The organism is Paenibacillus sp. YN15 (assembly GCF_003285005.1).
In the GTDB taxonomy this organism is placed as follows: domain Bacteria; phylum Bacillota; class Bacilli; order Paenibacillales; family NBRC-103111; genus Paenibacillus_AR.
Window position 1 is genome coordinate 100,534 of record NZ_QMFA01000005.1, and the last position, 14,977, is coordinate 115,510.

Here is a 14,977-nt window from a genome sequence, read left to right on the forward strand (position 1 = left end):
TCTATCATTTTCTCGGTTCTGCAGACTACGGGGTTGGCACCGCGGTTTTGCTTTTGGCCAGCTTGTAGTAGCCGTACACATTAAGCAGCTCGCTTTCCTCGGCAAACCGCAGCTTCAGGCTTCCCGCCGCAGCCAGAATATAGGGCTTCAACGCCGCCGCCCCGCCGCCGATGACGTAGAAGCACTGGATATCGGGATACTTCTTCCAGCGCTTCTTGATCAGCTCCACCATCCGGTTGGCCGCCCGGGTAAAATACATGTCCACGATGGGCTTGATATCCGTTTGCCCCTCTCCCATGCGCCGGATGGCGAATTCGCCGTTTTTCACCCGCTGGGCCAGCTTGGAGCGGCTGGGGAAGCGGTAGCCGTACTGGTCCTCCACCTCGCGGATGATCATATCCATATAGTGGGCCAGGCCGATCTGCTCTCCCGTGCTGAACTGGTTGTCGATATTCATCCGTTTGATCAGGGGAAAATCCGTGGTCAGCGCGCCGATTTCACAAACTCCGATGGTGCCGAAATACAGCTCCTCGTCCCGGATTTGCAGAGAATCGTGGGTCGCCATATGAAACATTGCCGCCGCTCCCTCAATGGATACGATGGCGCGTTTGACGGAGACCTTGACCTTCCGGTTGCGCAGCCGGGGGGTGGTGAGGAAGGTAACCTCATGCTCTCCCACAAGCCGCTCCTCGAAGCTTCTGTGATAACGGGAAAAAGCCCTCACCGGCAAACCGGTGCCAATGACATATTCCACCTCGTCATAACCCTGGTACCCGTTCTGGCTGGCCGATCCCGAAGCAATGCCGGCGTAGGCCAGGGCGGTTAAGGCCACAATCAGGGACTGGTCGGACAGAGCCTTGTTATCCATATCCTCCAGCTCCGTATTGTCCTCATTCTCCATAGCCAAAAGGCCTACGAAGCAACGTTCCCCGTTTTTCGCCAGCTTGGGGCTGTGCACCACCACATCCAGGGCCTTCAAAGGCTGGTCCTCCTCCTGCAGAATATGGCGCTCAAAACCGGGCGCCACCACATTGGGAACCAGGAGGGGCTCTCCGCCCCCATCCAGCACAAGTTTGATGCTGTCATTCCCCAGATCCAGGCCAGCCACTTTCATCATTATTCCCCCTGACAGTTCATTAAAATTGCCGGACAAAGCTTGTAGTCCATTGGTTAGAATTTCTACTTTTTATGCCAAAATCCTCCGGGACTATGGAATCATTTTCTATTTAATGTTCAAAATATGCAGGTTTTCAGCAATATTTGACGAATTTCAACTCTTGAAAATCTACATCGGGAGAAGGTTCATGAAAGCAAAACTGCAGTTGAAGCACTATACCGTCATGCTGATCCGCGATCCCCGCCAGTCCGTTCTGCGGCTGCGCATCCCGGTGTTGGTCATGCTCGCCACACCCCTGCTGTTTGCGGCGGCATGCGCCTGGGCCTATTATTCCACTTACCATGCCGTCTCGGCCAAACGGACCAGCCAGGAGCTGCAGACGGCCCTGAACGAACAAACCAGAATATACGAGAGCAACGTGTCCGGCCGGGATATGACCATTGATCATCTGCAGGAGGAATTGCTACGGCTGTCCCAGCAAGCCGGCGAGTTGGATGAGCGGATGAATGAAATCCGCAGGCTCGAGGAGGAAATGCAGCGTTTGGTAGGAATGGGCCCCGGGTCTTCGGAGCCGGCTGCTGTCCAACCGGGAGACGGTGACGCTGCTACGGGGATAGGCGGCACCAGCCGTGCCATCACCCAGCAGGATACCGATGAGCTGATCGCCAAAACCACCGATCATTACAATACCATTCTCAATTCCATGGAATCCCTGTACACCCAGCTGAATGAAACCAAATCACGGGTTGTGGAGCAGCAGAGCCGTCTGGCCCATACCCCCAGCATTTGGCCGGTGGACTCCCGGACCATCACCTCTCCCTTCGGCATGCGCCGGGACCCGTTTACCCTCTCCATGGTTTATCACAGCGGTCTGGATATCGGAGCCAAGTCGGGGGCCGCGGTCTACGCTACAGCGGACGGGACGGTCAGCAGCACAGGCTATGATTCTTACCATGGCAACAATATTGTCATCGATCATGGCAACGGCCTCAAAACCTGGTACATGCATTTGAGCAAAATCGGGGTGTCCAAGGGCGAGGGCATTGCCAAGGGGCAGGAAATCGGCCTTGTAGGCTCCACCGGAAGAAGCACAGGGCCCCACCTCCACTACGAGGTGCTGAAGGATAATAAAAGCGTTGATCCCAACACCTATCTGAAGGGTGCGCGAAAGGATGAATAGCCATGTTCAGCAAAAAGAAGGCGGCCAGCACCAACCCTGACGCCATGGATACGGTCATCGGGGAGGGCAGCGTCTTTGAAGGAAAAATCCGCTCCCGGGCGGGTGTGCGGATTGAGGGCACCATCCACGGGGATGTGGAGAGTGCAGGCGATGTGGTCATCGGGGAAAAGGGCATGGTCAAATCCAATATCCACGCGCGGAATGTGGTGATTGCCGGAGCTGTCCACGGCAATGTCACGGTCAAGGAAAGCCTGACCATTCTGGCCAGCGGGCAGCTGAACGGCAATTCCAGCGCCTCCCGTCTGGTGGTCAACGAAGGAGCCGTATTTAACGGCGGCAGCCGCATGGAGAGCAAGGCCGGTGAAGGCAAGGAAGCCGCCGCTCCCCTTCAGCCGGAAAAAACGCCCCCCTCCATGATGGGCGCCCCCTTCGGCGATTCTATGGCGATGTAAAGCCGGGTAATCAGAGCTTCACTTCACTTTTGGGGGATGCTTTAAGAAATTGGGTTCTGTACAGCCTGGCGTAAAGCCCGTTTTGGGCCAAAAGCTCCTCATGGGTGCCCTGCTCCGCCAGCCGTCCTTCCTCCAGCACCAGAATCCGGTCAGCCGCCAGAATGGTGGACAGGCGGTGGGCGATAACCAGAGTGGTCCGGCCCCGCATCAGCCGCTCCAGCGCCGCCTGGACATAAGCCTCCGACTCCGAATCCAGATGTGAGGTAGCTTCGTCCAGCACCAGAATCCGCGGATCGCGGAGAATCGCCCGGGCGATGGCCAGCCGCTGCCGTTCCCCGCCGGACAGGCGGTGCCCCCTTTCCCCCACCATAGTGTCGTAGCCCTCTGGAAGAGCAGCAATCATCTCGTGAATGTACGCATCCCTGCAGGCCTGCTCCAAATCCGCGTCCGCAGCATCCAGCCGGGCAAAGCGCAGATTTTCCCGGATCGTGGCATGGAACAGGAAAGAGTCCTGGGTGACGAAGGCCAGCCCGTTCCGCAGGGACTCCTGGGTAATGGCCCGCAGGTCCCTGCCGTCCACCTCCACCGCCCCTTCATCAGGATCATGCAGCCGGGCCAACAAACCGATGAGGGTGGTTTTGCCTGCGCCGCTGGGGCCAACAATGGCTACCAGCTCCCCCGGCTCCGCCTGGAAGCTGATGCCGCTAAGGGCGTTCCGCCCTTGCCCGGAGCCTGCATAACGAAAGGACACACTGCGGTAAGCCACCTTGCCCGCGATGTCGCGAAGCTCCTTCGCTTCCGGCGCGTCTTTGATCTCCGGCTCCATGTCCATATATTCGAACAGCCTGACGAAAATCCCCATAGCCGTGGCCGCCTCCACATGCAGATTCAAGAGAGTGGTCACCGGCCCGTACAGCCGCCCGGCATAGAATACAAAGGCGACAATCCCGCCCACGGTCAATCCGTTGCTCATGACGGAGAGCCCGCCGTACCAGAAAATAACGGCAGTCCCCAAAGGCGCCAGCAGTCCCACTGCCATGGCGTACCATCGTCCCACCAGATTGACCTTCAGCTCCAGCCCCATCACCTTTTCGTTAAAGGCGCCGAAACGCTCCTCCTGATAACCCTCTCTCCCGAATAACCGGGTGAGCATAGCCCCGGAGATGCCGAACAGGTCCCCCAGCATGGCGGACATTTCTCCCCGGGCCCGCTGGGTTTCCGCCCGCAGCCGCTTCCGGGTGGCCGACACCCGGCGCACCGGCCAGATGAACACGGGCAGGATTACAAGGGCAATCAAGGCAAGCTGCCAATTGAGCCGGAACAAAATCACCGCAGTGGTGACGGTGATCGCCGCCTGGGTGATGGCATTGACCACTGTGCCCGTCACAACTCCCTGAACCGCCTGGACATCCCCCGTCAGCCGCTGGATGATTTCCCCCGACCGGGAATGGGTGTAGAAGGCCATGGATTGGCGCTGCAAATTCCCGAACAGCTTATGCCGCAGATCCCGCATTACACTCTGGCCGACCTTGTTGTTCAGATGATTTTGCCACACCCCCAAAAGTCCCGCTGCCACCGGCAAAAGCACCATCAGCAGAACCAGCCTCAGCAGCAGGCTTTTGTCCCCTCCCGGAATGGCATGGTCCACCACCTCCTTGACCAGCAAAGGCGGCACCAGCCCGATTAAAGCCGAAGCCAAGGCCAGCAGCAGGATCAGCCCCAAAAGCCGGGTATACGGCCGGAACAGCTTGAAGGCTCTGGCAAAATCCATTTCGCTCCACTTGGCTTTGGGCGCATCCGGCCCCTTATACATTCCTCCCGGCGGCATTCCCCCGCCGTACATTCCGCCCATCCGCATGCCGCTTCCTCCGTTGTTCTGTGGTAAACGCTCTCATGTCTTCCATTTTCCCACGCTTAAGGGTCAGGCGCAACCACTTGCTATGTATCTGGCACACCGCACGCGCCTGCAACCCTCTCACCGGGCGACACGGGCGGCAGCCTCCCTTGCATCAGCGCTGTGAATCGTGTATACTTGCAACTAATTCAAAAGCAGCATTGGCCGATGACGAGCTTCCAACTCCGAGGCGTATTCGCTAAGAAGAGCGGAAGCAGGATTCCGCCTCTTCCAAGTTTACCGGCCCGCCCGTTACCGCGGAACCAAAGAGGATCGGAATGCTCCGCCAGGAGATTCCGGTCAAGTTGGGTGGCACCGCGAGTCCAAGCGCTCCTCGTCCCATACGGATGAGGGCGCTTTTTGCATTTTTTAGGGATGGAGCGGATGCGAAAATGTTGGACATGAAATGGATTCGGCAGCACAGCAAGGCTGTGCAGGAGGCGGCGGACCGCAAGGGGATCGCCTTTTCGGTGGAGGAGCTGCTTCAGGCGGATGAAAACAGGCGTCGGCTGTTGACCCGGACAGAGGAGGGGCGGCAGGCCCGCAACCGGCTTTCCCAGGACATCGGGCGGCTCCTGCAAGAGGGCCGGCAAGGGGAGGCCAACGCGGCCAAGGCGCAGGTCAAGGAGTGGAATTTGCGGCTGTCTCTGTTGGAGGAGCAGCTGCAGCAGGCAGAGGCTGCAACCCGGGAGCTGCTGCTGCGGGCCCCCAATATTACGGCGCCGGATACGCCGGCGGGGGCTTCGGATGCGGACAATGTGGCGGTCCGCCATGTGGGCAGCCTGCCCGAGTGGGCGTTTCCGCCTCGGGACCATATGGCTCTGGCGGAGCTTCACCGCCTGGCGAATGTTCCCCGCGGCGTCAAAACAGGCGGCGCCCGCAGCTATTATCTGACGGGGGCGGGAGTGGCGCTGCACCGGGCGGTCCAGCAATTGGCCATGGATATGCTGGAGGAGCGGGGCTTTCAGTGGATGGAGGTGCCCCTGCTGGTGCGGGGAGAGGCGTTGGTGAATACCGGTTTTTTTCCGCTGGGCCGGGATCAGGTGTACCAAGTGGAGGGAGCGGACAGCTACCTGGTGGGCACCTCGGAGGCGCCTCTGGTCTCCTATTACGCCGGAGAGATTGTTGATGTGAGTCGGCCTATACGGCTGGCGGCTTCGTCGGTTTGCTTCCGCAGCGAGGTGGGAGCCGCAGGGCGGGATGTCCGGGGGCTGTACCGGGTGCACCAGTTTTCCAAGGTGGAGCAGGTGGTTCTGTGCCGGGACGAGGCGCAAGAGTCGGAGGGGCTGCTGCAGGAGATTACCGCCAATGCGGAGGAGCTGCTCCGGCGTTTGGAGCTGCCTTACCGGGTGATGGCAGTCTGCGCCGGCGACATGTCCCAGAAAACCTACAAGCAGTACGACATCGAAACCTGGATGCCCAGCCGGGAGGCTTACGGGGAAACCCATTCCTCGTCCAACCTGCATGATTTCCAGGCCAGGCGCGCCAACATCCGCTACCGGGACAGCGACGGCAGGCTCCGCTATTGCCACACGCTGAACAACACCATGGTGGCGACGCCGCGGATTCTGATTCCTCTTCTGGAGAACCATCAGGAGGAGGACGGGGCCATCCGCATCCCGGCCGCTTTGCAGCCGTACCTGAACGGCTTGGCCAAGCTGGTCCCGCAGGGGCTGCAACCGTAGCCGCCAAAAGCTTGCGCTAACTTCCGCGTGTTACCACCTTGGCGCTTTGAGGGTCATTTTCGCGCCTCGCGGTTGCTGGGTATGCGCGTAACCTGAAAAAACCCGGTCAAATTAGGCCGGGTTTCTTCAGGTTGCATATAAGCTTGCGGCCCCGCCGATGGCTCATGCCTCCGCCGGGAAAACCTCCAGCGCCGCCTGAACCACCTGGCGGGCCATGGGCAGCACCCGGCCCAAGGGCGCGGTTTGCAGGGCTGTGTAGGGATGCGCCCGGTTCTCGCAGACAATGCCGCCGATGGAGTAATCCCCTACCGGCGGCAGCCCGCGGCGGAGGGAGGCGCCGGGAGTGAGCGGCCCGTCCCGCATCAGGAACAGCCCAAGGCTTGCGGCGCTTCCCAGACAGGCGTCCACGGCCACAACCGCGCGCCCCGCCGCCGCGGCAAACAGCATGGCCTCCAGCTCCTTCAAGCACCCGGCCCAGGTGTCCCCGTCGCAGGGTTTGTCCAGGGTGCCGACCACCAGGCTAAACCCCGCTTCCCGAAGGAACGTTCCAGTCAATGGCCCAAAAGCGTCGCCGCTGGAGCGGTCTGTGCCGATGCACAGGAACACCAGCTGCTCCCGCCTCACGCCCGATTCGCGGATGCGCCGGAAAAGCTCCGGCAGCTTGGCCCCGCCTGCCGTTTTGCGCCAGCCGCCGCCCGCTGCTCCCGAAGCAGCTTGTCCGCCGGACCACTGTTGGAGCATGTATCCCAAACCTCCGTCTGTCAATCTGTTCTCTTATCCTAGAACAGCCCGTGAACCGTGCCGTTCTCGTCAATGTCCATACGCAGGGCAGCCGGCACCTTGGGCAGACCCGGCATCCGCAGAATGTCTCCCGTCATGGCGACAATAAAGCCTGCTCCCAGGGAAGGCTTCAGCTCGCGGATGGTGATGGTGAAGCCCTCCGGCCTGCCCACAAGCGCCGCCTGATCGGATAGGGAATACTGGGTTTTGGCCATACACAAGGGCAGCTTGTCCCAGCCATTCTTCTTGAACTCCTCGATCTGCTTGCGGGCCTTGTCCGTAAAGCTCACGCCCTCCGCGCCATAAAAGGTCCGGGCAATGGCCTCCGCCTTAACCGGAATCTCGTCCTCCGGCCGGTACGCAGGCACAAATCCCGCTCCCGCCCCTTCGGCAGCGGCAACAACCGCGCGGGCCAGCTCCACGCCGCCGGCGCCGCCCTGCTCCCACACCCGGCACAGCTCCACGGCAAAGCCGCGCTCCCGGCACAGCCGCTTCAGCAGCTCCACTTCCCCTTCCGTATCCGTGGGGAATTCATTCACCGCCACCACAAAAGGCAGGCGCACAGCCGCTATGGATTCCGCGTGCTTTTGCAGGTTGGCAAAGCCCCGGGCCAATGCGGCCAAATCCTCTTGGGCCAGCGCATCCTTGGCTGCGCCGCCATGAAGCTTCAGTGCCCGTACAGTGGCGACAATGACCACAGCTGCAGGGCTCAAGCCGCCTTTGCCGCATTTGATATGCAGGAATTTCTCCGCGCCCAGATCCGCACCGAAGCCTGCTTCGGTCACGGCAAATTCCCCCAGCTTCAACGCCATCCGGGTGGCGGTAAGGCTGTTGCAGCCATGGGCGATATTGGCGAACGGTCCTCCATGGACCAGCGCCGGAGTATTTTCCAACGTCTGCACCAGATTGGGCTTTACCGCTTCCTTCAGCAGCACCGTCATGGCCCCCTGGGCCTGCAGATCCCGCACATATACCGCTTGTCCCGCATAGGTATAGCCGATGAGCATCCGGGAGAGCGCCTCCTTCAGCTCACCCAGTCCCTCAGTCAGGCAGAGAATGGCCATAATTTCGGAGGCCACCGTAATTTCGAACCCGTCCTCCCGGGGCACACCCTCCGTTTTGCCGCCCATGCCGATCATGATATGACGGAGAGCCCGGTCATTCATATCCACCACACGCTTCCACACAATCCGGCGCGGGTCCAGCCCAAGGGCATTGCCCTGCTGGAGGTGGTTGTCAATCAACGCCGCCAACAGATTATGAGCCGAGGTAACCGCATGCATATCCCCGGTAAAATGCAGATTGATATCCTCCATCGGCACAACCTGGGAATAGCCGCCGCCTGCCGCTCCGCCCTTCAGCCCGAAGCAGGGACCCAAGGAAGGCTCCCGCACCGCCAGCACTGTTTTGCGTCCGATCCGGTTCAGCGCCTGGGCCAGTCCCACGCTGACCGTTGTTTTGCCTTCGCCTGCCGCAGTAGGATTAATGGAGGTGACCAGAATCAGCTTGCCTTCCGGCTTGTTCTCCAGCCGGCGCAGGACGCTCAGGTCAATTTTGGCCTTGTAGCGTCCGTACCCCTCCCACTCTTCCTCCTTGAGCCCCAGTTCCTCCGCAATGGCGCCAATCCGTTCCATACGGGCCTGCCGGGCGATTTCAATATCACTGACAATTGCTCCTGTTGCCATCATTTCACCTGGTCCTGTCCTTGATTTGTCGAAAAAATACTTGCACATGCCAACAGAATACCATATTCCCGTTGGAAAAACGACTACTTCCCCTCACTGGCTCCTCACCGGCAAATTCACGTCGAATATTGTGCCGATCCCCACCTCGCTTTGGACATCTACTGTGCCGCCGTGCTCCTGGATGATCCGGAAGCTGACCATAAGCCCCAGCCCGGTCCCTTTTTCCTTCGTGGTATAAAAAGGCTCTCCCAGCTTCTGCAGCCTCTCCTTCGGAATGCCCTGCCCCTGGTCCTCAAAACGCACATTCACCCGGCCGGGAGCGGGATGGGACAGCGTGACCGTAATGATTCCTCCCCGCATCATGGATTCCACTGCATTTTTCAGCAAATTGATAAAAACCTGCTTCAGCTGGTTCTCGTCGCATTCCACAATGACCTCATCCGCCGTCAGCACATTGGGGATAATTTGAACATTGTTCAATAGGGCCTGGCTGCTTAGAAAAGCAATGACCACCTGGACGATCTGCACCAGATTCCGCGGCTCCATTCTGGTAATTTGGGGCTTCGAAAGCACCAAAAACTCACTGACGATATTATTGATGCGGTCCAGCTCCGAAAGCATCAGCTCGAAGAAAAACTCATTCTCGTTGGTTCTTTGCTGCAGCAGCTGCAAAAAGCCCTTCAGCGAGGTAAGCGGGTTGCGGATTTCGTGGGCGACCCCGGCGGCAAGCTGGCCCACCACCGACAGCTTTTCCGACTTGAGAAGCATCTCCTCGGCCTGCTTGCGCTCGGTGACATCCCGCCCCACCATCAGAAGGCTCGGCACCTCCCCTTGCTCCAGGTCGGGAATCCAGCGGCAGGAAATCTCCAGCACCACCCAATGGCCTTCGGCGTGGCGAAGCTTCATCTCGGCCACATCAGCGGTTTGGGCGTCCTGGGGCTTCTGCAAAAAATGGGCCATGCGGCTTTTATCGTCGGGATGCAGCCAGCGGTATATGCTCCTGCCTATTAATTCCTCCGGCTCCGCTCCCAGCAAAACCCGGCTGGAGGGCGACCAGTATTCAATCTCTCCCAGCGGGTTCAGAACGCCGATGATGTCCGTCATATTTTCCGCGATCAGCCGGTATTTCATTTCACTGCGGCGCAGCGCCGCCTCCACCCGCTTGTTCTCCGTAATGTCCCGGGAAATGGAGGCGATGGCAATGGTATTCCCGGCGCCGTTGCGGATGGGGGAAATGGTAACGCTCACATCAAACTCATCGCCATTGCGCTTGAGTCTGCGGGTTTCGTACCCGCTGATATGGCCGCCGAACTCCACCGCCTCATGAAGGTTCTGCACCTCCTCCTGCAAATCGGGCGGGACGGTGAGAAAGACACTTTTGCCGATACACTCCTCATAGCACCATCCGAACAACCCCATAAACGCCTCATTCACATGCAGGTTGTCCCCGTTCAGATCCGTCACGCAAATGGCATCCGAGGTATTGTTGAAAAAGGATTCCAGCATCTCCTTGGTCCAGGTCAGCTCCGCCTCCGTTTCCTTCCGCTCGCTGATATCCATGCAGTAGCCCAGAATCTCCCGTCCCTCCGCTTCTCCCCCGAAGGGTTGGAGGGTAATGAGGCAAGGGGTGGAGGCTATGGTGATCTCAAAGACCACCTGCCGCTCTTCCTCCCACGCAATGCGGAAATAGTCGCCGATGGACTTGGCGGTGTCCGGCTGGAAAACCTCCTGAAGAGAATGCCCGCTGACCCGTTCATCCGGCAGCCCCAGCTTCAGGGCCAGCTCTCCCGTCCAGAGCGTACACGTGAAAGCTCCTTCGGCATCCCCTATGTATTTGAAAATAATGCCCTGCTGATGGCGCAAAATTTCATTAAATGAGCGCTCCACCCGCTCCATCTCCTGGCGAATCCGCCGCTGGCCGAACAAACCGCGGATCATTACCTGCTGCAGGACCCTGCCTGAGGCGAGAAAGCCGGTGAAAATCCATTCGCTCTCCAGCTCCGCTCCCTCCGGGCTCAAGCTGCGCAGCTCCAGCCGCCGGGACTGGTCCGGCTCCGGAGCGCCAAGCTCCTCCAGCCGCTGACGGTCCTCGGGATGAACGAGTTGAAGCAGGTGTCGGTAACTGACCAAGCTGGAGGAAGCCAACCATTTTGCGGCAGCGGCATTCATGTAGACCGGCTCGTCCCCATGAAACAGGAACACCGGATCAGGCTGGATGTCCAGCAGGCCGTAGCCGTCGTTTGCCCGGCCAAGCGCCCCCGATTTGTCATAATAATGGCCCGCTGCATACGCTGCGCCTGCGGACCCCAGAAACCACAGCAGCCCAACAGGGCGGACCACGGGGAATCTGCCGTTACAGAGCCAGACTATCACATACAGCAGACTGGCTAATGCCACCGAAATCAAAACCGCAACTGCTCTTCCTCTCCGTCTCATCCGTAAGATGTCCCCTTCCAACTCCCATGGTTTGCCTTGCCAGCGGCAGCAAGAAATACCATTCCTTATACAACCAATTTTACGTGAAACCTTACCAGTTTCCCAGCTAAAAATGAAAAAAATCTCCCGTCAAGGGAAATATTAAGAGATGAATGGTTCCAAAATGCCTTTTTGGGCGGCTGGGAACAAAAACGTGCAGACAGAGAGAGTTGAGCCATTAGAGGGCTCCCCTTCATAGCGCGGGTTCTCGCTCGCGCTCCTGACGCGGCTCCTTCCGGCAGCACGGCCACGGCGCAGCAGCTTCCCCCTCTCCCTCCCCTCGGAAGAGGGACGGAACTGAGCGGCCCTTAAAGCAGCTTTCGGGGCTGATTCGCATCCTAAACGGAACTGTGAAGCGCTTATAGGCCCGTAGCAGTTCACCGCCGCCTCACTCCGCCCCATTTTCGCCGCGTAAGAGCCCCTCAGTTCCGCAAAAAATCCAAACCCTCGCTTTTTCCGCAATAAGAGCCGCTCCGTTCCGTCCCTCCCCTTCGCAGCTTCAAACTACCCTTAACTTCAAAAAAGCCGAAAACCCTTTAACAGGGCTTTCGGCTTGGAGATTGGGAGGGTTATGTCCCTGGGGCACAGATGATTAAGCGTTCAACAGATATTGGTTCAGGACAGACTTGATCAGCTCTTGGCGGCCGGACACGTTGACGATAGGATTGTTTTGCAGAGCGTAGGCTTCCAGAGACTTGAAGTCGGCTTTGCCGGCTGCGATCTCTGCGCCAATGCCGGTTTTGAAGGAGGCGTAACGGTCTGCCACCACGTTTTCCAGCACCTTGTCTTCAAGAAGCTTGGCAGCCACTTGCAGGCCTCTGGCAAAGCTGTCCATACCGGCGATGTGGGAGTATACCACGTCAATCGGCTCAAAGGAGGCGCGGCGGGTTTTGGAGTCGAAGTTTACACCGCCTTTGCCCAGGCCGCCGTTCTTCAGAATTTCGTACATGGCCAGGGTGGAGCTGTACAGGTTCGTCGGGAATTCATCGGTATCCCAGCCCAGCAGCTCGTCGCCTTGGTTGGCGTCGATGGAGCCCAGCATGCCGTTGATCCGGGCTACAGTCAGCTCATGCTCGAAGGTGTGGCCGGCCAGGGTAGCGTGGTTGGCTTCCAGGTTCAGCTTGAAGGTTTTATCCAGATCATAACCTCTCAGGAAAGAAAGGGTAGTGGCGGCATCAAAATCATATTGATGCTTGGTAGGCTCCTTCGGCTTCGGCTCGATGAGGAACTGGGCGTCAAAGCCGATTTCCTTGGCGTAGTCCTTGGCCATATGGAAGAAACGCGCCAGATTGTCCAGCTCCAGCTTCATATCGGTGTTCAGCAGGGTTTCGTAGCCTTCGCGGCCGCCCCAGAATACGTAGTTTTCCGCCCCCAGCTCCTTGCCCACCTCCAGCTGCTTCTTCACTTGCGCGGCGGCGTAAGCGTACACCTCGGCATTGCTGGTGGTAGCAGCGCCATGCACAAAACGCGGATTGGAGAACATATTGGCGGTATTCCACAGCAGCTTGCGGCCGCTGGACTTCATATTTTCCTTAATTTGAGCCACGATAATGTCCAGGTTCTTGTTGGTCTCCTGCAGAGTATCGCCTTCGGGAGCAATGTCGCGGTCATGGAATGCGAAGTAGGGGGCATCGAGAATTTCCATCAGCTCGAAAGCGGCTTCCACGCGGGCCTTGGCCAGATCCAGACCGGTGAAGCGGTCCCAGTCGCGCACCATGGTGCCGGCGCCGAAGGGGTCGGAGCCGTTATAAGTGAAAGAATGCCAATAAGCGACGGAGAAACGCAGCCATTCCTTCATGGTTTTGCCGGCGACAACAGCCTCCGGATTGTAGAATTTGTAGGACAGCGGGTTGGCGGAATTCTTGCCTTCAAAAGGAATTGCCGGAACATTTCCAAAGTAAGCGCCCATTAAATGAATCCTCCTGTAAAATCAATCTCATTTTCCTTCACTCTTATCATAGCACCGGATACTTAGTTTGTCTATTGATTAAACTAACTTTGACAGGATTTCATCCGATACGCTAAAATAATGGTATTCACATCGAATCTTACCCTTTATAATGAGTTATTATTCGGCAAACGGCTCGGACCAACTGCGGCTTGAGGTGAGCAACTTTTGAAAATAACCGGCGATTTGAACCTGATGAAAAAAATCAATAAATCCATCGTCCTGGAGCTTCTGCGCAAGGCCTCCCCCCTGTCCCGGGCGGAGGTGGCCAAAACCACGGGCCTGACCAAGGCGACCGTGTCCACTCTGGTGGCCGAGCTGATGGAGGAGAATCTGCTGTACGAAATCGGCACCGGCGAATCCAGCGGCGGGCGCAAGCCGGTGATGCTGGTTTTCCGCCAGGAGGCGGGTTATGCCGTAGGGGTGGATTTGGGCGTGAGGGATATCCATGCGGTGCTGACGGATTTGAAGGGAACCATCATCCATGAAACCCGCTCCAGCCTGCGGGGCATGAACAGCCCGGAGCAGGTGCTGGGGAGGCTCAAGGAATGTCTGCGCCGCCTGATGAACAAGGCTCCGGCCAGCCCCTACGGGGTTGTCGGCATCGGCGTGGGTGTGCCCGGCATCACGGACGATCAGGGGACCGTGCTGTTCGCCCCCAATCTGGGCTGGCGGAATGTCCCCCTCCAATCCATGCTGGAGGCGGAATTTAAGGTGCCCGTGATCATCGACAACGAGGCCAATGCCGGGGCGGTAGGCGAGAAGGAATTCGGCATCGGCCGGAATGTCTCCAATCTGATCTATATCAGCGTGGGGATCGGCATCGGCTCCGGCATTATCCTGAAGGACGAGCTGTACCGCGGCGCGTCAGGCTATTCCGGCGAAATGGGCCACATCACCGTCCACGCGGACGGGCGGCCCTGCCGCTGCGGCAATGTGGGCTGCTGGGAGCTGTACGCCTCGGAGCAGGCCATTCTGGCTGAGGCGGAGGCGCTGCTCAGCCCGGATGATGCGGGCAATGCCGAGGCGGAGGCCCGCCCGGAAGCGGACGACAGCGCCTCCGAGGCGCCGCGGCAGGCGGAGCTGGAGGCTCTGGCCGCGTTGGCCGATTCCGGCAATGAGGCGGCGCAGGAGCTGTTCCGGCGGACGGGCCGCTATCTGGGCGTGGGCATCGTGAACATTATCAACACCTTCAACCCGGAGCTGATCATTATCGGCAACCGGTTTACTCTGGCGGAGCGGTGGCTGGCCCCCTCCGTCCGCGAAGTGATCCAGGAGCGGGCCCTGCCGTATCACCGGGAGCGGCTTCGGCTGGAGTTCGCCGGCCTGGGACTGCGCTCCTGCGTAGCCGGGGCCGCCTCCCTGGCCGTTTCCGGCTTCTTCGCGGAGCGCCAGGTCAGCGTGGGCATGAACGGCTAAGCGCGTTGTGCGCGGGCCAACGGAAAATGGGCATCCCGAAGGGATGCCCGTTTTAGCGTGGGTGAGGCGGGTTATGATTCGATGGGCAGTAACGTTGCAGGCCCAAGCAGAGGCAGCGGAATCTGCCGGATGACAGCAAAGCAGGATCAACCAGGTGATGCGAATCAAATCTGCCGGAGGATGGAAAACAGAATCTCGCCAGGCGAGGGCAAAATAGAATCCTCACGGGTGACGGCAGAACGGGGGCCTCCCGAGTGATGGCGAGGCGGAGGAATCCACATAGGGGAATGTAAGCGCCAACAATTGTATGCTAATCGGCCATTTCCCCCGAAAAATCCTAAA

The 14,977-nt window shown here is 59.0% G+C and carries 10 protein-coding genes; 4 read left to right on the top strand and 6 right to left on the bottom strand.

Annotation, left to right across the window (positions count from 1 at the left end):
• Positions 1 to 25: 25 nt before the first annotated feature.
• Complete coding sequence (locus tag DQG13_RS06300) at positions 26 to 1,117, bottom strand: ParM/StbA family protein (protein ID WP_113018898.1); 1,092 nt, start codon at positions 1,115 to 1,117, stop codon at positions 26 to 28.
• A gap of 187 nt (positions 1,118 to 1,304) precedes the next feature.
• On the opposite strand from DQG13_RS06300, the gene DQG13_RS06305 reads away from it, so the two are divergent.
• Both DQG13_RS06305 and DQG13_RS06310 read left to right on the top strand, forming a co-directional pair.
• Positions 1,305 to 2,297: a M23 family metallopeptidase gene (locus DQG13_RS06305; protein ID WP_181592614.1), complete on the top strand. Its 993-nt coding sequence runs from the start codon at positions 1,305 to 1,307 to the stop codon at positions 2,295 to 2,297.
• A gap of 2 nt (positions 2,298 to 2,299) precedes the next feature.
• The gene (locus DQG13_RS06310; protein WP_113018900.1) at positions 2,300 to 2,749 is read left to right on the top strand and encodes a bactofilin family protein; all 450 of its coding nucleotides are present in this window, start codon (positions 2,300 to 2,302) and stop codon (positions 2,747 to 2,749) included.
• A 10-nt stretch (positions 2,750 to 2,759) separates the two neighbouring features.
• Here DQG13_RS06310 and DQG13_RS06315 read toward each other — a convergent pair whose 3' ends face one another.
• Positions 2,760 to 4,607 carry an ABC transporter ATP-binding protein gene (locus tag DQG13_RS06315; protein WP_113018901.1) on the bottom strand — a complete coding sequence of 616 codons (1,848 nt, stop codon included), beginning with the start codon at positions 4,605 to 4,607 and terminating at the stop codon, positions 2,760 to 2,762.
• Between the two features lie 428 nt (positions 4,608 to 5,035).
• Here DQG13_RS06315 and serS point away from each other — a divergent pair, with 428 nt between their 5' ends.
• Positions 5,036 to 6,328: a serine--tRNA ligase gene (gene serS, locus DQG13_RS06320; RefSeq protein WP_113018902.1), complete on the top strand. Its 1,293-nt coding sequence runs from the start codon at positions 5,036 to 5,038 to the stop codon at positions 6,326 to 6,328.
• A 162-nt stretch (positions 6,329 to 6,490) separates the two neighbouring features.
• Here the strand turns inward: serS and yyaC are convergent, their stop codons facing one another.
• From yyaC to xylA, 4 genes are all read right to left on the bottom strand, one after another.
• Complete coding sequence (gene yyaC, locus DQG13_RS06325) at positions 6,491 to 7,069, bottom strand: spore protease YyaC (RefSeq protein ID WP_113018903.1); 579 nt, start codon at positions 7,067 to 7,069, stop codon at positions 6,491 to 6,493.
• A gap of 38 nt (positions 7,070 to 7,107) precedes the next feature.
• Positions 7,108 to 8,796: a formate--tetrahydrofolate ligase gene (locus tag DQG13_RS06330; RefSeq protein ID WP_113018904.1), complete on the bottom strand. Its 1,689-nt coding sequence runs from the start codon at positions 8,794 to 8,796 to the stop codon at positions 7,108 to 7,110.
• Positions 8,797 to 8,886: 90 nt separating this feature from the next.
• A complete protein-coding gene (locus DQG13_RS06335; protein ID WP_113018905.1) occupies positions 8,887 to 11,229 on the bottom strand; it encodes a PAS domain-containing sensor histidine kinase in 2,343 nt (780 codons plus the stop codon).
• Between the two features lie 631 nt (positions 11,230 to 11,860).
• On the bottom strand, positions 11,861 to 13,177 hold the full coding sequence (xylA, locus tag DQG13_RS06340; protein ID WP_113018906.1) for a xylose isomerase: 1,317 nt from the start codon (positions 13,175 to 13,177) through the stop codon (positions 11,861 to 11,863).
• Between the two features lie 207 nt (positions 13,178 to 13,384).
• Between xylA and DQG13_RS06345 the strand changes: the two genes are divergently transcribed.
• A complete protein-coding gene (locus DQG13_RS06345; RefSeq protein ID WP_220094333.1) occupies positions 13,385 to 14,635 on the top strand; it encodes an ROK family transcriptional regulator in 1,251 nt (416 codons plus the stop codon).
• Positions 14,636 to 14,977: the final 342 nt, after the last annotated feature.